This is a genomic window from Chryseobacterium sp. ISL-6, assembly GCF_018613715.1.
GTDB lineage: Bacteria > Bacteroidota > Bacteroidia > Flavobacteriales > Weeksellaceae > Chryseobacterium > Chryseobacterium paludis.
On sequence record NZ_JAGGPT010000014.1, the window covers coordinates 1 to 21,847 of the forward strand.

Sequence of the window (21,847 nt, forward strand, 5' to 3'; positions counted from 1 at the left end):
TTTATTTTGAAGACATACAATAAAGCTGGATCAAGGGAATCATTTAGAAGAGAGGCAATAAATCCTTTTGTTGAATATGGGATAATTGAAAAAAATCCAGATAATCCGTATTTATCTAAAAATAGTCCAGCTACTCATTATGCTATTTCCTACCTTACATTGAACACAATCAAAAAATATAAAACAGCAGAATGGAGTGTCGCACTAGAGAACTTTATTCGTTATAATGATAGTTATAGTAAAATAAAAGAATCTCCTTCTATCTTAATTAAAACTCTTCAAATTAATAGCTATAAATCAATTGTTAATGACACAATTGAGTTAGGTAGGTTCAATGTTTTTATTGGTATTAATGGTTGTGGAAAAACGAATATTTTAGAAGCATTAGCGACGGTAGGAGCAGAACGTGGTAGTGATCTAAATTTTGATGGACTTTATAGTAGAGGAGTACGTATTGCTAGGCCTGATTTAATTCTTAGCTCATTTTTTGATAGCAAGCAAAAAAGTAGTATTGATGTTAATTTATCTTTTGAAAGTAATGGCATTCACGATGAGTATAGATGTTCTCTATCTCCAACAAATCTAAATGATATTTATACCAAATGGATAAACTTGGCTGAAGAAGAACTTTATCCAGAAGTGATGCTTAACTATTTCACTAGAATTACAAAAGATTATCCTGGTATTTCTGGTGATGAATTACTCAACAAAGCAAATGAAATTATCGAAAAAAATGGATTACGTAAAAGCTATAATTTTGATAATTTACTTTCAGATTTTGCTATTTTTGATTTAAACACAAAATCTTTAAGAGGAATAACTCAATCTGAGAGTAAAAAAACGCCAGTAGGAATTAATGGAGAGGGACTTGATTTACTAATAGCTAATTTTAGTAAATCTGAACTTGAACAATTAAAAAAATGCTTTACATTCTTCGATTGGTTAAAAGAAATTATTACTGATAAAGAAGATAAATACAAATTGCTTGGACTTAAACCCGGGAGAAGTTTGTCGACATTATACTTTAAAGATAAGTATATGCAAGGAAAAAATAATATGTTTTCGGCGGAAAATTCAAATGAAGGAATTCTCCATGTTTTATTTTATTTGGCATTATTTATTAGTAATAGAACTCCGAAGCTATTTGCTATTGATAATATTGAAACGGCTTTAAACCCAAGATTATGTCAAGTGTTAATTTCTGAATTAACTAAATTATCAGAGAATAATGGAAAACAAGTTCTTATAACTACACACAATCCAGCAATTTTAGATGGGCTTAATTTGTTTGATGATAATCAAAGATTGTTTGAGGTTTATCGAGATGGCGAAGGTAAAACAAAAACGAGAAGAATAAAGTTCAAACAAGATTTGAGTGATAAAAAATTCAAATTATCAGAAATGTGGCTAAAAGGCCTACTTGGAGCTGTTCCTAAAAATTTTTAGAATGAGAATAGGAGTAATATCAGAAGGACATGCAGATAGAGCAGTCATTTCAAATATATTGATGGGCTTAACAGACATAGAAGCAAGTGATATAATAGCTTTACGACCTATTTACAATTACGATGAAACAGACAAAGCAGCTCTGCAGCCAGAAAACTTTAGTAGTTGGTCAATAATAAAAGAAGAATGTGAGTCTAAAGAGTTGATTGAGGGGTTTTTAGCTTTCGAAGATCAATCTTTCGTAGCAATTCACATTGATTCTGCGGAAGCATCCGAATATGGAATAAATAGGCCAAGTATAAAAAAATCAGACATATATTGCATGCAACTAAGAGAACTCATCATTAATAAGATTGGTGAGTGGTTCAATGATGAACAATTACATAATCAAATACTTCATGCAATAGCAGTTGAGGAAATAGATGCTTGGGTAATGACAATTTACGATGCTAATAAATCTTGTTCTTCAGCCTCCCCCAAAGAGAAATTAAGTAGACTCTTACGAAAGAGAGGAATAAAATCTACTTCTAATTACGATAATTACCTAGCGTTAAGCAAACCATTTTCAAAGGCTAAGCAACTTCGAAAGGGAAATTTTTTGTCATATAATTGCAGCCTAAAAGCATTTAGTGAAGAAATTGTAAATAAAGTATTACCAAAATTAATTTAATAAAGTATGAAACGTCAGCCAACACCGCAGCATCTAACTTGGTTTTTAGATATATATAGAAATAACCAACTTGAACTAAATCCTCCATATCAAAGAAAAAGTGTTTGGACATTAAAAGATAGAAAATTTTTCCTTGATACAATCTTTAGAAACTATCCAGCACCTCCGATTTTTGTTCATCGAGAAATTGATGAAAAAGGGTTTACAACATTTAATATTGTTGATGGCAAACAACGTCTTGAAACGATATTAGCTTTTGCAGAAAACAAAATATCAATAAGTTCAGATTTTGGTGATGCAAACCTGAATGGTAAAAAATTTAAAGATCTCTCTATAGATTACAAAAGAAAGTTTTGGGATTATGTTTTGGTTGTTGATTATATAGAAAATATTGAAGGAACTAATATTGATGAGGTATTTGATAGAGTAAATAGAAATTCAAAAAATTTACAACCACAAGAATTAAGGCATGCAAGATTTGATGGTTGGTTTATTAATGAATCAGAAAGCGAAAGCGATGATGTTTTTTGGTGGAATATCAAAGTTAGTACTAAAGCAAAAGATAAAAGGATGAGAAATGTTCAGTTTATCTCAGAGCTATTATTAGTTTTATTACAAAACGGGATAGTTGGATTTAGTCAAGATTACCTCGATGAAATGTATGCGAAGTATGATTCTATAGAAGAGACATTTGAAAAATCTGATATTGATGCTTATATGATTAATAAAGCTAAAATAAAAAGTATTATTCTAGAAATGAATACAGTTAATGATTGCATAGATATTTATGGAAAGACAGCATACAATTTATATAGTTTGTGGGCATTAATTGTTTTAAATATTGAAAAGATTACTGATGTAACAAAATTTGCAAATGCATATAAAGAATTTATGGATGGTGTTCAGGTAATGATTAATACACAAGTTAATGAAGAAGTTTCTTCTAAAACTGAAAATTACAATACGAATCATTACACATATTATATTAATTCAAAAGGAGCTACAACTGATCTTCCGCAGAGGAAAGCTCGTTTAGTATCCTTAGAATCTATTGTTTAATGAAAATAGTACAATCTATAGAAGCTATCTACGAAGAGCAAAAAATTTTAAACCAATTGCTTAAAAATCGTGTAGATGATATTTTTACCAGGATAAAAGAAAGTTCATGGCATTACTTTAGTAGACTAAAACAATTGGAGAGTTTTGCTCTTAAATTAGAAACTGGGCGGTTTAATGATCCACAAAAATTAGAAGATTTTTTTGCCTGTACCATAGTTGTTGAAAATCTAGATCAGATTAAGAGAGTTACTTCGTTAATTCAGCGAAACTTTAATGTAATCTCTAAGCGACCCCAAAGTTCTAAACTAACACATAAGGAATCTTCATCATTTCAATTTGATGATCTTCGAATCTATGTCTCGCTTACTCAAGAAGAGTTTCTCCCTGAAGAACCGATTGCTAAGATTACATTTGAAATACAGGTAAAGACATTTTTGCAGCACGCATGGTCTTTAGCGACTCATGACTTAATTTACAAATCTGATGAAATTAATTGGCCAAAAGAAAGAATTGCATATCAAATAAAAGCTATGTTAGAGCAAGCAGAAGTGACAATAAGTGGGGTGAACGGTTTAATTAATGTTCCAGAAGTTTTAAAAGACAACTATGAAACAACGCAACAAAAAAAGATATTAAAGTTTTACAAAGAATATTTTGATTTAGATGATCTTCCTAAAGATATCGTTCGGTTATGTAAAAATACTAATGAGTTTATAGGAGCGCTTAATATTAACGTTGTTCATTTGAGAGAAATCTTGAAAGAAGAAAATAAATTAAAAAGGGGTGTATATCAAAAAAATTTATCTCCATTTTTATTAGTTGTACAGTCTGTTATAAACCAAAGACCCAGCTTAATTCAAACTTTTCTGAATGAAGATACTTCACAGAAGTTTAAAATAATCTTACCAAAAGAATTAGAAATACATACACTTTCAATAAAGAACGAGGTAAATATTGTTAAATTTTAATTATCTATTAGAGATATTTACTTCCTAGTAAAAGCTTCCAAAAACCAAATTTTCTCTATATTTGTACAAAGCACAACAAACCACTATGGAAAAGCTAAGAAGTCTAAGAAAGCAGCGAGGGTACACTCAGGAATACATGTCAAACATCTTATCAACGGATGTTTCCAATTATTGCCGAAAGGAGAATGGGGATGTCAAAATATTTGAGGACGAGTGGGAGAAGTTGGCTAAGGCTTTGGATGTTCCAGTTGAAGAAATTAAGGAAGAAAGGGGAGCATTAATTCAAAATAATGATAACAATAGTGCTACTTTTAATGACCATGCAGGTAACTTTCAATCCACAAATTATACTTACTGTAATATTCCAGATTATATACTGGAAAACCAACAAGATTACATCAACCTTCTGAAAGAACAGATCGAAGCTTTAAAAGAAGAAAATAAAAGATTAAAATCAGGGAAATAAATCTGTTCAAAAAAAACAGATCATCAATATACTATACTGCTTCTAACGGGGTAGTATTTTTTTGTGATAAAATGTTGCTTTTTTGATTTTTTTACGTGTTTCTACGTAACTCACCATTTGGTTATTTATACTATAGCATCTCCGGCTTTTTCTTCGTTATTTTGAGCTGTTCGCAGAACTGAAAGCCTTATGATTAAAGTTAAAAACTAAAACATTTACCATGAAAACCATTACCCTCACATTACCTTTATCTCCGGATTATCACAATGAGTCCGCAGATCTTCAGAAAACCGGATATACCATATCCTTTGAGATACAAAACGGAACGCATACCGTAGATACGCATCCAATACCAGTTGGAAAACTTTTATATCTTAACAATACCAACCTGATGGCGCAGCTTTCTTTTACCTACAACTACGAGGAAGAAAACCAAGTAATCACCATCAGCGGCCCGGAATATGTGGCAGAAGATTCTGTCTGCCTAACCACCTACCCGGAAGGAACCATGGAATATGCTTACCAAAGAGGATCAGAAACAAAAATCAGTACTCAAAAAGCACTGTATAATCCCAACTGGAATTACAATACACCCATGACCCCTAACTTGGATCAGCTTTTCGCGAATACCGTGAAAGAGGCCAATCAGGCTTTGATCGATGCTTTTCTGAAGGAAGATCTTACGGTTCAGGTGAAGACGCCGCCACCCGCACTCAGTCCCGAAGAGAATGATGATCTTCAATTGCTCTATAAGAATGGCTTGTTTGCCGGCTTTTATAACCCTGAAGAGCATTATGGAAATGAATTCGTAAAAAGATCTATTTATTCCGTCTGGGGTGGGGAAGTAACCTTCAACAAAAATGAGAATTTTGCCAATGTCATCGGCAGTACCAACGATCCTAAGATCGCCAGTAAAACATGGCTCAGATTGTGGAGCGATCAGTACGGAAATCCTACGAATTGTACTTCCCTTAATTACAGTCCGGTTACCTGTAACACAAACTTGGTTGGAGGTCATGTAATCCTGGGAAAAACCGCAAAAGCAGAGCCCAAAGGCTCTAACTCTGTTTACATCATGCCGATTTGCAATGCCCATAATAACAATAACAATGTTTATATGGCCGCGATTATGTATCAGAAAGGGGTTTGGCTGAAGAATTATTTGAATTAGGAGTTTACATCCCTGTTGGCGTAAGAATTTTGATTGTGTTCAAATAAAGTAGGCTAACAAGTTATAAATAGATCCGAGAAATTTTATTTTCTCGGATCTTTCATTGTATTTTCATTTAAATTTGTAATGTATACTGGGAAATGAGTGTGAGGGCTATATTATTTCCAAGAAGTGGTGGACTTCCGAATTTATTGATGTGATACAAGGTAAAATTAAAGCTATTCATTTAATGAAAAAGTTCATCACAGAAATTAAATGAAGTAGTAAAAAGAGGCTAGAATCTCTGACACGGATGTTAATTTTGCAAGTGAATTTATAAAAAGATATTAAGGATGCATACTTTTATTTGTTATTTAATAGGCAAAAAAGAAGATATCAGCATAACTAGAATGTTAAGCAATATTTTTAAATTAAATGAAGAATTTGTAGGAGATTTATTAGATGACGGAGATTTTAAAATACGATTTGAAAACAGGATATTAGATAATACTTCTGAATTTTGTACTGAGTTGAATGTTTATACTAAAGATGAAATTATAATTTCCGCTAATATTTTTTTATTTGGTATTGAAGTTTCGGAATATTTGGATGAGGAAGTTATCGTAGGTTTTAACGGAGGCGATCCCTATCAATGGATACTTATAAAAGATAATCTGTTTTTCCTGATTGATGAAGAAATAAGTGATGAAAATTATGGTATTAATGTACATAAATCTACTAAAATTGAAATATCTTATGATCATGCAATAGATATCAGTAAATAAAATATACTGTCAACTTGGAAGATATAATTGAAGGAGGTCTAACTGCTCCATGCTCGTACAAGCATCTTGCTCGTGTCCAAACAAAGTAGGGTAGCAACTTATAAATAGATCCGGGAAATTGAAGTTTCCCGGATCTTTCATTATATTTTCGGTTAAATTTGTAATGTATACTGGGAAACGAGTGTGAGGCTAGCACCAACAGAGATGATGAAATGGGAGCCTTAAGAAGAAAAATATATAAATAGAATTGTAATGGAAGAATTTTTTTTAAAAAACAGGAAGCAAAGTATTCATGGTATCTGTTTCCAGAAGAATGACAAAATAACTAATATTATATACATACCTGTTGATTATGTGATCGATGGAATGAAGTTTATTAATTCTGATAGAATTGAAAATGTAACAGGTGAAAAAAAAGAATTTAAGGTTAAGGTCATAAAATTTAAATCTAAAAATTACTTTGATGACTTAAGCAAAACAGCATTTAGAGATTGTGACAATTTTCAAAAATTATTTACAGTTATTCAGTCTATGGATTTACTGTGTGAATTATCCCTTAGTAAAGAGGATGTTGTTTATATAGGTAAAGTTATAAACGTATATGATGATTCAATTGATATTGATTTTTATGATACTGAATGTAAATTGTACGATAATGCTTGTGTTATGTATGATGATATTACCAGTATTAGTGTTTTTACAGATTATTTAGACACTCTCTCTGAGGTTATGAAAGAAGATTTCTTCACCAGCAGGGATTAGACGGAAAGGAAGGTCTGTTTCTGCAAGCTGATAATAATACCCTCCGCTAACGCTTGTGCCAGCGGAGGGAAGAACTACCTCAATTAAATTAAAATTATGAAGACATTTCTATACATTATAATTATATCTATAATGTTCTCTTGTGAAAAATCAGATTGTAACAGCTATAAACCAGCATTTTATCCTGATGAATATTATTTAATAGCTAAAGAAATAAATATTGATGAAGTATGGATAAAAATTGAAGGTTCTGCTCCTGTAACAAATGAAAAAGAGAGTATTATGGTGCACAATAATTGGATTGTAAATTCTAATGAGGTAGAAAGAGGAGATACAATTGTAAAGAAAAAAGGAGAATTAGCACTTTATATTCATAAAAAAAATGCTATTATTATGCATGACTGGTATTGTAATGGAAGTCCCTACAAGTAAATTATTCTTTAGTGGTGCAGAGGCAGGTGGCCTTATGGGTGCTGAGTTTGGGGCGACTGTTGGACAAGGAAGTGTAGATGCTTATTATATGGCATAAATATGAAAAAACTAGAAATTTTTTGGAATATTATCCATTATTTCGATTACAGATTTGAATTAAAAGTTCAAACTTTACTCAGAGGAGGAAGTACTTACAGCAAACCTACATCTAATCCGGAAGTACAAAAACAAAGGGATTTAGAAAAAGAATTGTTTGAAAAAGTATTTAAAAATCCGCGTTATGGTTTTAGCAGTATGATGGCAGGGAATTTTATATTTGGTTTAGCTGCAATTATTGGATGTGGAATTTATATTATTTTAATCGGAATATCTAACTATTATCAAATAGTATTAAATGAAATCATAATTTTGATAGTATGTATTCTACCTTTCGCAGCCTTTACTTATTATTATATATTCCATAAAGATAAATATTTGACCTATTTTAAAGAGTTTGATAATAAGCCAAAGGATTGGAAGGAGAAATGGAAATGGATAAGCCTTTTAACAATAGTGGCAATTATCTTGTTTTTGGTACTAAGCTTTATGTTTATGGATTATTTATCAAATATTAATCATTAGTAAACAATAATTCTTAATAAGCACATTGTTATGAGTATTTTGTCGTGTAGTAGCAAAGTGGCTGGCAATTAATAATACAGCCCCAGCTGGCGCATTCTATGACAAAAAGCAAATAAGAAGATTAAAATTTAAGATGCAAACTTATAAGTATTTACGAACGGAGTATTGCGATTTATTACAGCAAGTGCTCGGCTTATAATTTACACTTACATTATATAATCAGTAGGAGTTAAAATTTTAAAATGAAAAGACCAAAATCCGATAAATAAATCTCTCCCTGTTCAAAAAAACAACAAACAAAACACGCCCGATCCTGCTTGAATAAAGCAGGATCGTTTTTTTAGAGTTATTTCCAATAAACCGCTGTATCGCATAACCTCTAACCACCCACCAATCAGGGATATATTTAATTTTATTATAATTTCCTTAAACTCAAATTTTGTCTTGTTTTAATAAGTTTAATTCCAGTAATTTGCACGCTATTAATAATAAGACTAAATAATAATAATGAAATTGAAATTACTTATTTTGTTTGCCTTCATTTCTTCAATGGCGATGGCACAGGAGAAAGCGGGAAACAATGGCTCTGTTACAGGTACTGTAACAACAGCTGACGGAAACACTGGACAAGGCGTTGACGTAAAAGTAAAGGAACTGAATATAACCACTACTGCAGGAGCAGACGGAAGTTTTGAATTGAAAAATCTTCCACCGGGAAAATACACCATACAGGTTGCCAAAGGAAAATCTGATGGATATTCCCAGGAAATAGAGATCACTCCCGAAAACGAAAATGTACTTTTAAATATAAAGCTGGATTATTCTTCCCAAAAACTGGAAGAGGTGATCGTAAGTTCCGGAGGAAACCGTTTTGCTAAAAAAGAAAGTGATGACGTTTCCAAAATGCCTTTAAAAAACATGGAAAATCCACAGGTGTATTCCATTGTAAGCAAGGAGCTGATGAAAGAGCAGAATATTACAGATTATAACAGTGCTTTCAAAAATATTCCCGGAGCAGGTATTGCGGAAGTAAGAAACCAGGGAAGAACAACCAATATGTCCCGCGGATTTCCAACGCCACAGTTGGTGAGAAATGGAGTAGGCAGTTTTACCTATAACACGATCGATCCGGCGAACCTGGAGCGTATCGAAGTGATCAAAGGACCTTCAGCGACTTTATTTGGAAGTACGATTTCTTCATTTGGAGGTTTGTTCAACAGAGTAACGAAAAAACCTTTCGATACTTTTAAAGGGGAGATCTCTTATTCAGCAGGAAGCTGGGATTTGAACCGTTTTACAGCAGATATCAATACCCCGCTGAACCCGGAAAAAACAATGTTATTGAGATTCAATACGGCTTTTCATAGCGAAAACAGTTTCCAGGATGCAGGATTCAACAGAAGCTTTTTATTAGCACCAAGTTTTTCTTATGCTGTTAATGACAGACTGACTTTCTTATTGGATGTAGAATTCGGTGTATTGAAAGGAACTTCCCCAACAAGATTAGCCCCTTACATCAGCAAAGATCCAACGAAACCGGCACTGGCAACAAGCATAGAGGATATGAATATTCCTTATAGCCGTTCTTTTGCCAATAATACGGTAAACTATAACGGACAGCAATATAATATTTTTGCGCAGATGAAGTATAAAATATCGGATACCTGGAACTCACAAACGATCGTTTCCCGTACCAGATCTTCTTCTGAAGGATATGTGGTATCATTATCGGCTTTATCAGACACGACTCTAAGACAGTCGGTAACGAAGCAGGATTACCCTTATTACGGAACGGATATTCAACAGAATTTTATTGGAGATTTTAAAATTGGAGAGCATAGAAACAGAGTGGTTGCAGGTGTGGATTTTTACAGCCTGAAAGCCTATCGTAATGATGCAACAGTAAATATGCCGCCTATCGATTACAGAAACCCGGGAGCGGCTTACAATAATTTTACGATCTCAAAGATAGAGCCATTATTTGATAATGTAACCTTCAATAACTTTACATCGAACAACGAACAGACGTACAGCGCGTATGTGTCTGATGTTTTTAATGTGACGGATAAATTCATCGCAATGGCAGGAGTAAGGCTAGACCGGTATTTCAATAAAGGGTCATATTACCCGGAGAAAGATCTGACGGTTGGGGATTATAATCAGACGGCATTTTCTCCGAGATTCGGTTTGTTGTACCAGTTAATTGACAAGAAATTATCGCTGTTTACCAATTATATGAACGGCTTCAACAACGTAGGAGGTTCTGATTTTAATGGAAATCCTTTTAAACCAAGCCAGGCCAACCAATGGGAAGGTGGGGTGAAACTGGATCTTAATAAGATCAGTGCCACCGTGAGTTACTACAACATCCGAGTAACGAATATGACCCGTCCTGACCTGGATCATACGGAAGGCAGTTTCCTGATTCAGGATGGAACACAGATCAGCAAAGGTTTCGAAGCTGAATTGATCGCCAATCCGGTTCCAGGATTAAATATTGTGGCCGGATTCAGCTATAACGATAGTAAATATGCGAAAGCAAGTGCAGATGTAGATGGTTTAAGACCTTCCACAGCAAGTTCTCCAACGATGGCGAACCTTTGGGCGAGTTACCGTTTTATCAATGGACCGTTGAGCGGTTTAGGTGTTGGGATCGGTGGAATTTACGGAAGCAAATATTATCAGACGAATACCCATACCTTTACCTTCAGTATTCCGGAATACACGGTATTGGATGCTTCAGTTTTTTATGACAGACCTAAATTCAGAATCGGTTTTAAAATCGATAACTTAACCAACGAAAAATATTGGTCGTACCGTCTGGCAGCTCAGAATCCGACCAGAGTGACAGGAAGTTTTACATTTAAATTTTAATAATCAGGGATCCGGTGGCGAACAAGAAATTTAAAAAAGCAATACGACAGATTCATTTGTGGCTGGGTTTAGTGACCGGGATTATCGTCTTTGTGATTTGTATCACCGGATCCCTGTATGTTTTTGAAGAGGAGATACGGGATTCAATGGGTAAAGAATTTCTGCATGTCGAACCCGAATCAAAACCTTTTATAGGGCTTGAAAAGATCATCCTGAATTTCCAGGAGATCGCCCCGAAAGAGAAGATCAATTCGATCAGAATAAGCGAAAATGAACCTGGTGCAACTGTTCAGATCCTGAACAAAAAGAAACAGGTCTTTTATTTTAATCCATATACCGGAGATTTGGTTGGCAAACAAGGCAGTGATTGGCTCAATGTGGTTTATGATCTGCATACTTCCCTGATGCTGGGCGAAACGGGTAAAATGATTCAGGGCTGGAGCGTCGTGATCTTTTTATGCATGCTGGTAACCGGCTTAATCCTTTGGTATCCTGCAAAAGTAAAACAGGCGAAACAAAGTTTAACGATCAAATGGGAAGCTTCTGTAAAACGGAAAATTTATGATCTGCATAATGTATTGGGATTCTATGCCTCGATCTTTCTGATCATTATCGCGCTTACAGGAACTTATTTTGCTTTTTCAGGGGTTAAAACGGCTGTAGAGTTTGTATCCAACTCCAAATTAAGTAAGGGAGATCATTCAATGAAGATGACTATTGATCCGAAAGCTAATTTAGCAGTAAGATATAATGCGATCTATAAAACACTTACTGAAACTTACCCGGGTGCTATTTCAATGACTTATTCAATTAGGAAAAAAGATGAAATGCGTGTGCGGATGATCTATCCTTACCAATGGTCGGCCCGTAAACAAAATACTTTCTTTTTTAACCAGAAAACAGGAGAACTCTTACGTGGCAAGCTATACAAAAACAATAATGCAGCAGATACGGTGGAAGCGGCTAATTACGATCTTCATACAGGAAAATTTTTCGGAATTATAGGAAAGGTCTTATGGCTTTTGGCATCATTGATCGGAGCATCTTTACCTGTCACCGGTTTTATCATGTGGTGGAACAAAAGAAAAGCGAAAAAGAAAAAACCGAGAAAGCATCATCACCAGCATAGAATTTTGAAGAAACTGGAGGTAAAACAATAGATAACTTACGCTTTGGGATTTAAAAAAATCACTCTATTTTATAATATCATATCTCAAAAGATTATTCGTCTTTTTTAGGGCATTTTTGTTATTCTGCTCCATAATCCTATAAAATTCTGAGCTTGATACTTCTTTACCTTCCATATAAAAAGTCATCTTTTTACCATTATCCTGATGAGCTTCATCATTCATTTGTACAGAAGGTTTCTCATAAAAATTTTTAATAGCTTTTTTTAAATCATTTTCATTAATCGATAATAGATCTGACTGGAAATAATAGGGTATTTCATTGATGTTGAATTGAGGCAATGATTTTATTTCAATCAGACTAAATGAAATACCTTTGTTTTCATCTTCCGCTTTTATGATCAGACCAGGCAAACCCTGAAGCAGGTAAGGGCCATCCTGCACCGGAATATCAGTGGTAAACCATACCGTCCATTTTCTTTTGTATAAGGTAGTGGTTGCTTTTTGAGCAGAGTATCCCAAAATATTCTTTTTCTCATGAAAAATCTTCCAGTCCAATTTCTTTTGTAAACTTACTTTATAATCAATAAGGCAGTTTGTGTAGAAATTGATGTCAAAGCCAGGATAATTTTTTATAACGACATCCAAAAAATTGATGTTCTGATAAGGGAAATCACCCATTGGGGTTTCTTTATTTTTTATTAAAGAATCCAGTTTTAAAACTTCAGCAGCATAAAACTTAGATCCTTGTTGCCCTATATCCAGATTTAAAAATTCTTTTTCTTTAATTTCCAGATGGGTTGAATCCTTTGCTAAAAAATATTCATACACAAAACGTTTATTTTGAGCGTTAATAATTGATGAAACAAATAAGAAAAGGAAGATGAGTTTATACATTTCTTAAAATTAAAGGTCAGTTATACTTGAGTTAATATATTGTTTTTTAATATAATAAATGTAAAAATAGTAAAATTTAAAGTTTAATCTGGATATTGTGATATAATTTATTAACGCTGATCAATAAAGGCTTATATCTGTATTTTAACGTATGCCAAAGGGTTTAATGAAAGTTAATATATTATTTAAACTTGTTAATGTTTTGTTAAAAGGTAGTGCGTGTTTTTTGTGGAATTTTGCCAGGATAAAAAAAGATAAAATGAAGTTCCTGAAAAATCCCGTAATTATTCTTATTTCTCTTCTTAGCTGCAATGCTTTTGCTCAAAAGAATACACCCCAGAAAAAAGTAGTTTTTATCATTGTAGATGGTATCGCTGAAGATATGCTGAACAAAGCTGATATTCCCAATCTTAACAGGATTAAAAAAGATGGTGCATTACTGAAAGCTTATGTAGGTGGAGAAAAAGGGAGCTATAGCGAAACGCCAACCATTTCTGCAGTAGGATATAACAGCTTGCTGACAGGAACATGGGTAAACAAGCATAATGTGTTTGATAACGATATTAAAGATCCTAATTACAGTTACCCAACGATTTTCAGACTTTTCAAGGATCAGTTTCCCAATAAAAAGACGGCTGTATTTTCAACTTGGGAAGACAACCGTACAAAGCTGATTGGTGAAAACCTTGATGCTACAAGGAAAATAAAAATGGATTTTTCCTACGATGGAATGGAAAAGGACACCCTGCATTTTCCACATGATAAGCAAAGTGGATACATCCGTAAGATCGATAGTCTGGTAGCCGGAAAAGCAGCCAGTTATATCAAAGAAAATGCACCGGATCTATCATGGGTTTATTTAGAATTTACAGATGATATGGGACATCGTCATGGTGATGGTGATATTTTATATAAAGCGATTTCTTATGAAGACCGTTTGATCGGAAAAATATATGATGCCGTAAAAGAGCGTGAAGCAAAATACGGAGAAGATTGGTTATTTGTTGTGACTACCGATCATGGAAGATCAGCAAATAACGGAAAAGGACATGGTGGACAAAGTGATAGAGAACGTAACACATGGATAGCGATCAATAAACCGGGTATCAATGCCTATGCTAAAAATAACCGTGTTGCCATTACAGATATCCTTCCTACCATGACTGATTTTCTCAGCATAAAGGTACCTGAAAATGTTCAGCAGGAAATTGATGGGATTGATCTGATTAAAAACAGAACGGCCTATCAGTTAAAAGCTTCTTTATCACCTGATAAAACCCTGGAACTTACCTGGAAAACAACAGGCCCTTCTAAAGAACTTGCCGAAGTATATATTACCGATGCCAATAAGGTAAAAACCGGAGGGAAGGATCTCTACCAGTTATTGGGGCAGGTTAACCTAGGCAGTGGCAAGTTTACTTCTCAATTAAAAATTAATACTTCCAATATCTATAAGATCGTTCTGAAAACCAAAGAAGGTTTTCTGAATACCTGGATCACAACCAAATAAATAAGGAATCTACTTATGAAATTACACCTTTTAATCGGCCTGGGTTTAGTCACAGGCTTAGAAGTTTATGGTCAAAATGTACAGAAGATAGATGCTGCTGATACGATAGCGACCCACGAAAAAAAGATCGATGAAGTTGTTATTACAGCTTTAGGAATCAAGAAAGAAAAGAAAACATTAGGGTATGCAGTACAGGAGGTGAAAGGCGAAGTTTTCGAAAAAGCAAAAGAATCGAACTTTGTCAACTCACTCTCAGGACGTGTTGCAGGACTAACGATTAAGAACAGTACCGATCTTTTTCAGGATCCGGGAATTAATTTAAGAGGGTCTAAACCACTTATCGTTATCGATGGAATCCCAGACAGGACGGCTGACGTATGGAGAATCAATGCCGATGACATTGATAATATCAGTGTGTTGAAAGGACCTACTGCTTCCGCATTATATGGATCTGTGGGTAAAGATGGAGCGATTATGATTACGACCAAGAAGGGGAAAAAAGGAAGAATGAGTATCTCCTTTAATAACTCTACGATGTTTCAAAGCTCTTTTATCCGTATTCCAAAGGTTCAGACCGTTTACGGTGGCGGAAATAACGGGAAATATGCTTACATAGATGGAAGCGGCTCTGGAAGCGAAGGAGGTGGATGGATCTGGGGGCCAAAATTAGATCAGAAGGATCCTTCCACACCCAGCGGATATTATGAAACCCCACAATACAACAGTCCGATTGATCCGACAACCGGAAAACCAATACCACTACCATGGATCTCCCGCGGAAAGAATAATATTAAAAATTTCTTCGATACCGGAATTATTCAGTCCAATAACATCAGTGTGGACTGGGGAAATGACAAAGCAACTTTCAGGCTTTCCCTTTCCAATATTTACCAGAAAGGTATTGTTCCGAATACAGATCTGAAAACAACATCGATAAGTTTGGCAGGTTCTGTAAACCCTATTGAAGGCCTTACGATCAATTCTTCCTTAACCTACAATAGAGAATATACTTCCAATTTCCCGGAAGTAGGCTATGGGCCGACCAACTATCTTTATAATCTGGTATTATGGACGGGTGCTGATGTAGATGTAAGAGATTTAAGAAATTATTGGGTAGCAGGAAAAGAAGGTTATCAGCAAAGACATTACAATGTGTCTTATTATAATAACCCCTACTTTCAGGCTTATGAATACCAAAGACCTTATTATAAGGACAATGTAATGGGGAATGTAAACATGGAATATCAGATTATTCCGAAATTATCTGCCAAAGCCCGTGTCGGAACCAATGTATATGCTTTGAACCGTGAGTATAAGGAGCCTAAAAGTTATATTGGATATGGTAATAAATCATTAGGAAACTATACCCAGATAAATGGGAATTATCTTGATATCACCTCCGAGCTAGGTCTTAAATACCAGAATAGGTTTTCTGAAAACTTTATGCTGACAGGAGAGGGCTATGTATCCAATTATTACAGAGAGCTTAAGAAAAGTGAAATACGTACCGATGGTTTGGTAAATCCAGGCTGGTATAACCTTTTTAACAGTGTAGGGCCTTTATTTGCTCCAAAGGAGGGAAACAGAAAAGAATATGAACTGATCAATAGTGTGTATGGTTATGTAGATATGGAGATTTACAAAGCGTTCTTCCTGAATATGACTGCACGTTATGACAAAGTATCCACGCTTCCGGATGGAAATAATGCCTATTTCTATCCATCTGTTTCCGGATCAGTAATGCTGAATCAGCTGGTCACTCTTCCTGAATGGGTAAGTTTTGCTAAACTGAGAGGATCTTTAGCACAGGTTTCCAACGGTAAAATATCCGATGATACCTATGGCTATATTTCTGCATTTACAAAAAATGATATCAGTTGGAATGGGCAGTCAACATTTTCTTTTGGAAATACCCTCATCAACGCGAATATAAAACCTGAAACCTCAAACTCATGGGAGATAGGGACTAATATCGCGGTGTTGAAAAATAGGATCAATTTAGATGTGGCTTACTATCAAACCCGCGATTATAATAATCTGACCAATATTCCTTTGTCAGAAAGTGCAGGTTATGATTATTTTAAAACAAATGGAAATGTTTTCCAAAGAAAAGGAGTGGAGATTACCGTAAATGCGGATATTGTTAAGAAATCAGATTTTAGATGGAGTACTCAGCTGAATTTGAGTCATTACCGTAGATATCTAAAAGAAGCCTATGGAGGAAATGGATATACGACGATTTATAATCCTGCTAATGGCAGGGAGAATTTCATCAGAGAAGGTCAGAGGGCGGATCAATTAACTGCAGTACCTTATGAAACCTCACCTGATGGGCAACTGGTTCTGAAAAACGGATATCCTGTGAATTCTACAGCGCCTTTCGAATCCAATATGGGGTATTCTGATCCGGATTGGACCTATGGATTCTCTCATAACTTTGGGTATAAAAATTTCTCACTCTCATTACTGTTTGATGGAAGAATTGGTGGAACAATGTATTCTACAACCAACCAGAAAATGTGGTGGGGTGGTATTGATCCGGGAACAGTGAATCAGTACAGGGATGATGCTAATGCAGGAAATAATACCTATATTGCACCAGGAGTAAGAGTGGTTAGCGGCTCTATTACATACGATCAGAATGGGAATATAAAATCTGATACCCGTGTTTTCGCTCAAAATGATGTTGCAGTGAATTACAATGCTTATATGCAAAGTACGAGCAACGCTTTTGAAAGCAATTACCATTATTACAAACAAACTTTTATTAAATTAAGAGAGGTTACCCTTACCTACAATTTCGAAAAATCTTTTGCAGAAAAACTGAATGTCTCTTCAGCGAGTATTTCTCTGATCGGAAGAAACCTCTGGTTGGCTTCAAAGATTAAAAATGTGGATCCCGATTCCGGGGTAGACCAACTTCAGACTCCGGCGACCAGAAGTTTTGGGGTAAATCTTAATGTAAAATTCTAATTATAAAAACAAAAGAAATGAAAGCAGCTAGAATATACATATTCCTATTAATATCAGCAGCAAGCGTAATAAGTTGCAGCAAGACTGAAGATTTTCAGGATGATCCCAATCGTCAAACAAGTGTGGATGCAGAAAATATCCTTCCCGGAATTGAAGTAAGTACCTTTAGTAATATTAAGGCTGAAGCTGCCCTGGCATCCAGACAGCTCACCTACATCAATGGAGTGAATGCTCAACAGTATTACAACTGGCAGAGAGGATCTTTTGATGCTTATGACAATATTAAGCAGGTGGAAAAGATGATAGAGCAAGCGAATAAAAAAGGGGGGAAGGAGTATGTAGCATTGGCTCGTTTTTTCAAGGCTTATTATTTTATCTCATTATCTGAAACTTTTGGTGATATTCCTTATAATGAAGCAATAAAAATGGATAATTTTTATCCAAAATATGATGATCAGAAAAGCATTTATAAAAATGTTCTTGCTGAACTGGCTTTGGCTAATACGGAGCTTGCTAATATGAGTACAGTGATAAGAGGCGATATTATCTATAATGGAGATTTGTTTAAGTGGAGAAAACTGATCAATTCCTACCGATTGAGAATTTTAATGGATTTGTCCAAAAAGACAAATGATACAGATCTGAATGTGAAACAGACATTTGCTGATATTGTAAATAATCCTGCACAAAATCCAATTATGGAAACGAGTGAAGAAAGTGGGCAATTATCCTTCTATAATCTTGTCAATAACCGGTATCCATTTTTTAACAGTAATGATTTGAAAACAGCTTATTATATGGAACAGAGTTTTGTAGATAAGCTTAAAACTTCTAAAGATCCAAGGTTATTTAAAATGGCTGAAAAGAAAACGAGCACGGTAGGAACCACACCGACAGATCCTTTTAGTTTCTATGATGGATTGTACGGCAGTGGAGATTTAGGGCAAAATTCTATAAAAGCTTCTAATGGGTTGGCATCAAGGATTAATCCAAGATATTTTGATGATCCAATCAACGAACCTACATTACTAATGGGGTATTCAGAACTGCAGTTTGTTTTAGCCGAAGCGGTTGTACGTGGATGGATCAGCGGAAATGCAAATACCTATTATCTGAAAGCAATCAATGCTTCTATGAGCTTTTATAAAGTAAGTCCAACTGATGTTAGTGCCTATTTAGCACAACCCTCCATCAATCTGCAGCCTGGAACAGAGATCGAACAAATCATGGATCAAAAGCATACGGCATTGTTCTTTAATACGGGCTGGAGAATATTTTATGATCAGAGAAGGACGGGATTTCCTAAGTTCAATACAGATGGACCGGGTATTTTGAATAATGGAAAAATTCCTAAAAGATGGATGTACCCTGCATCAGAAAATAGCACGAACAATGCAAATCTTAACAGTGCCATTACCAAGCAATATCCGGGTGGTGATGATATTAATGAAACCATGTGGCTGATTAAATAAAAGATAAATAAACTTAATGTTTTATTTAAATAGATCTCGATACATTTTCCTCCATTTCATTACGAAAAACACTCGATCTGACGGTAGAAGAATGTTTGTATTGTGAGGAGAAAATGAACAACGTCACTTCGAGTAGATTTTGAAAAAATCGTATCGAGAAGTATTTACTTTTGAAATAGTAAGATTATAAAAATTTGATTTCAAACAGAACTTCTTTAAAGTTTAAAGCTTAATTAAAACTGATCACAAATAAAACTCCTGTCTCAATGAGGCAGGAGTTTTTTATCGTGGCATATAAAGAGATCAGTTTCATTTTATTCATGAAGTATCAATATGGCTTTGATGGATTTATTTAATACCTCATTTACAGTACTGCTTGCAAATAAGCGGTAAATGATATTATGATTTCGTTTTACCAGGCAGAGGATATCGGTTTCATTTTGCTCTATAAAATCTATAATTCCGCTTGATGTTTTACCGTCATCCTCAACATAGTTAAAGTTAATTTCTACCGAAGGAAGCTGTTCTTTTAATTTTTTTTCACCATTTTTTATGGATTTAGGATCCATATCCTTTTCGGAAATATGAAGGATCTCCAGCTTCTTTGGCTTGGTTGCCTTCAGTATCTGGTTGAGTGCTTTAACATCCCTTACTGATAATCTGGTTGTTTTATAATCCGTAGCCAGGGTGACCACCGGAACAGATGGTAAAGTACTTTCTAAAGGCACAATTAATGTTGGAATACGCATTTTTGTAACCGCCATGCTGGCATTGCTACCCACAATTCCTTTAATACCAGTAGCTCCTGTAACTCCCATTACCAGGAATGATACAGAATTATATTCGACATATTTGGTGATGACCTTACGCAAAAAGCCTACATCACATATGGTTTTAACCTGCACATCTTTATAGTCTTCATTTTGTTTGAACGTTTCGGCCCATTCTTTTAAGGCAGATCTTTTTTTAGCGTAATAATCTTCAATGAAAATAGCATTGTATGTGCTGTTATTGATGCCTTCTGTTGGATGTATAGCATGAATAACCGCAATTTCCATCTGCAGGATTTTAGCAAGAGACAATGCGTATACCATCGCATTGCTGGCACTGTTTGAAAAATCTGAGGCAACAAGTATTTGTTTCATTTTTTTTCGGTTTTAATAAAGTGAATTAATCAAAATTTGTGATCTTATATAAACAGATGGAAGAATAGAAATAACAATAAAGATAATAAAATAGAAACAGGTAAGGTAAGTACCCAGGCAAGACCGATACTTTTTAATGTACCTGCATTCAGGTTGCTTTTACCGCCTGATGCAACCATGGAACCTGCTATACCACTTGATAATACATGGGTCGTACTTACCGGTAACCCCAAAAGTGTGCTCATACCAATAGTGGATGCTGCCACAATTTCACTTGAAGCGCCCTGGGCATAATTTAAATGTTCATTTCCTATTTTTTCTCCGATGGTTACTGCAATCCTTTTCCAGCCTATCATTGTACCTAATCCCAATGAAACAGAAATTGCAATAATAACCCAGATGGGAGCGAATTCGGTTAGTTTTTTAAGTTCAGATGCCTGATGGTTAAGGGCTGTTCTATTACTTTCATTAATGACGAGGACTTTATTTTCATTAAGTGCTTTAATTGATTCTACCAGTGCTTCTACTTGTTTTCTGAATTTATAAGTCCCTTCCTTATCTTTTTCACTTTTAAATTTAAGATGTGTTTTTACAGCATTAATATCAGTATTGAGCTTGGTGAATTCTGTACTATTTTTCGTATTGTCTGCAGCAATTGTTTGCAAAATCCTTTCCGTTTGGTTTAGCGTAGTGATAATTTTATCGTTAGGAATACTGTGGTCGATTGCAAATTTGGCGGGTAGAAAAGCAATCAGTATCAGCATAAACAGACCAACGCCCTTTTGACCGTCGTTACTGCCATGAAAAAAGCTCACCAAAGTACAGGTGGTTATCAGAATGGCTCTGATTAATAAAGGAGGTCTGTCATTTTCGCCCTCAGGGATATGAAAAAGAGCTTTGTATCTGACTACATGTTTTAAAAACAGCATCAGTAAAATGGCTAAACCAAATCCAACAATAGGGGAAAGAATAAGTGATAAACCGATTTCTTCAGCTTTATGCCAGTTTACGCCATTACCCCCATAATACCATGTAAAGCCTAAGCCGGCACCGATCAAAGCACCAATAAGAGTATGTGAACTTGAACAAGGAATACCTAAATACCAGGTTCCTAAGTTCCAAATGATAGCCGCTAGCAACACGGCAAGTACAAGACTTGCTCCAACAGCTGTTGGCAAGGTCATTAAGGTATCCATTGGGACCAGTTTCAATATTCCCATGGCTACAGCAATTCCACCTGTAAAAACACCTAAGAAATTCCATAATCCCGACCATGGAATGGCAATAACAGGTTTAAGTGCTTTCGTATAAATAACGGTGGCTACTGCATTGGCTGTATCATGGAATCCATTTACGAACTCAAATGCTACCACGGCAAGCATACAAAGTGCAAAAACGATGACAAGACCTGTAGTTAAATCTGATTCCCCTAAGAAAGGGATGAGTTTATTTAAAAGCATAATGTGCGTTTTCTTGTTTAAATTGAGTTA

At 34.8% G+C, this 21,847-nt stretch carries 18 protein-coding genes; 15 read left to right on the plus strand and 3 right to left on the minus strand.

The genetic code is table 11. The features are described 5' to 3' along the window. The 12 genes from J7E44_RS22390 to J7E44_RS22445 form a co-directional block, all read left to right on the plus strand. Positions 1-1,446: AAA family ATPase (locus J7E44_RS22390; protein ID WP_214834047.1), on the plus strand; the 1,446-nt coding region annotated here is incomplete at its 5' end. A gap of 1 nt (position 1,447) precedes the next feature. Continuing rightward, complete coding sequence (locus J7E44_RS22395) at positions 1,448-2,116, plus strand: hypothetical protein (RefSeq protein ID WP_214834050.1); 669 nt, start codon at positions 1,448-1,450, stop codon at positions 2,114-2,116. A gap of 6 nt (positions 2,117-2,122) precedes the next feature. After that, complete coding sequence (locus J7E44_RS22400; protein WP_214834053.1) at positions 2,123-3,175, plus strand: DUF262 domain-containing protein; 1,053 nt, start codon at positions 2,123-2,125, stop codon at positions 3,173-3,175. Beyond that, entirely contained in the window at positions 3,175-4,143 is a 969-nt protein-coding gene (locus tag J7E44_RS22405) for a RelA/SpoT-related domain-containing protein (RefSeq protein WP_214834056.1), read from the plus strand. The genes J7E44_RS22400 and J7E44_RS22405 overlap by 1 nt, the downstream gene beginning before the upstream one ends. Before the next feature lie 85 nt (positions 4,144-4,228). Then, the gene (locus J7E44_RS22410; protein WP_214834059.1) at positions 4,229-4,609 is read left to right on the plus strand and encodes a helix-turn-helix domain-containing protein; all 381 of its coding nucleotides are present in this window, start codon (positions 4,229-4,231) and stop codon (positions 4,607-4,609) included. A 220-nt stretch (positions 4,610-4,829) separates the two neighbouring features. Continuing rightward, positions 4,830-5,780 (plus strand): hypothetical protein, encoded by a 951-nt coding sequence (locus J7E44_RS22415; protein ID WP_214834062.1) that lies wholly within the window; start codon positions 4,830-4,832, stop codon positions 5,778-5,780. 332 nt (positions 5,781-6,112) lie between these two features. Next, a complete protein-coding gene (locus tag J7E44_RS22420) occupies positions 6,113-6,544 on the plus strand; it encodes a hypothetical protein (RefSeq protein WP_214834065.1) in 432 nt (143 codons plus the stop codon). A gap of 252 nt (positions 6,545-6,796) precedes the next feature. Continuing rightward, positions 6,797-7,306 (plus strand): hypothetical protein, encoded by a 510-nt coding sequence (locus J7E44_RS22425; RefSeq protein WP_214834068.1) that lies wholly within the window; start codon positions 6,797-6,799, stop codon positions 7,304-7,306. 96 nt (positions 7,307-7,402) lie between these two features. Continuing rightward, on the plus strand, positions 7,403-7,738 hold the full coding sequence (locus tag J7E44_RS22430; protein ID WP_214834071.1) for a hypothetical protein: 336 nt from the start codon (positions 7,403-7,405) through the stop codon (positions 7,736-7,738). 99 nt (positions 7,739-7,837) lie between these two features. Further along, a complete protein-coding gene (locus J7E44_RS22435; RefSeq protein WP_214834074.1) occupies positions 7,838-8,359 on the plus strand; it encodes a hypothetical protein in 522 nt (173 codons plus the stop codon). Positions 8,360-8,866: 507 nt separating this feature from the next. Next, the gene (locus J7E44_RS22440) at positions 8,867-11,233 is read left to right on the plus strand and encodes a TonB-dependent receptor (protein ID WP_214834076.1); all 2,367 of its coding nucleotides are present in this window, start codon (positions 8,867-8,869) and stop codon (positions 11,231-11,233) included. 14 nt (positions 11,234-11,247) lie between these two features. Then, positions 11,248-12,393, plus strand: coding sequence for a PepSY-associated TM helix domain-containing protein (locus J7E44_RS22445; protein WP_353050517.1), 1,146 nt, complete (start codon positions 11,248-11,250; stop codon positions 12,391-12,393). 33 nt (positions 12,394-12,426) lie between these two features. Here the strand turns inward: J7E44_RS22445 and J7E44_RS22450 are convergent, their stop codons facing one another. Next, positions 12,427-13,257, minus strand: a complete 831-nt coding sequence (locus tag J7E44_RS22450; RefSeq protein WP_214834079.1) for a GLPGLI family protein — start codon at positions 13,255-13,257, stop codon at positions 12,427-12,429. A gap of 259 nt (positions 13,258-13,516) precedes the next feature. Between J7E44_RS22450 and J7E44_RS22455 the strand changes: the two genes are divergently transcribed. From J7E44_RS22455 to J7E44_RS22465, 3 genes are read left to right on the plus strand one after another with little or no spacing between them, the layout of a single operon-like run. Next, positions 13,517-14,767: an alkaline phosphatase family protein gene (locus J7E44_RS22455; protein WP_214834082.1), complete on the plus strand. Its 1,251-nt coding sequence runs from the start codon at positions 13,517-13,519 to the stop codon at positions 14,765-14,767. 15 nt (positions 14,768-14,782) lie between these two features. Further along, positions 14,783-17,740, plus strand: a complete 2,958-nt coding sequence (locus J7E44_RS22460) for a SusC/RagA family TonB-linked outer membrane protein (protein WP_214834085.1) — start codon at positions 14,783-14,785, stop codon at positions 17,738-17,740. Positions 17,741-17,757: 17 nt separating this feature from the next. Continuing rightward, positions 17,758-19,212: a SusD/RagB family nutrient-binding outer membrane lipoprotein gene (locus J7E44_RS22465; RefSeq protein WP_214834089.1), complete on the plus strand. Its 1,455-nt coding sequence runs from the start codon at positions 17,758-17,760 to the stop codon at positions 19,210-19,212. A 314-nt stretch (positions 19,213-19,526) separates the two neighbouring features. On the opposite strand, the gene J7E44_RS22470 is transcribed toward J7E44_RS22465, so the two are convergent. Then, the gene (locus J7E44_RS22470) at positions 19,527-20,357 is read right to left on the minus strand and encodes a universal stress protein (protein ID WP_214834092.1); all 831 of its coding nucleotides are present in this window, start codon (positions 20,355-20,357) and stop codon (positions 19,527-19,529) included. A 44-nt stretch (positions 20,358-20,401) separates the two neighbouring features. Next, positions 20,402-21,817, minus strand: coding sequence for an inorganic phosphate transporter (locus J7E44_RS22475; protein ID WP_214834097.1), 1,416 nt, complete (start codon positions 21,815-21,817; stop codon positions 20,402-20,404). Positions 21,818-21,847 lie beyond the last annotated feature (30 nt).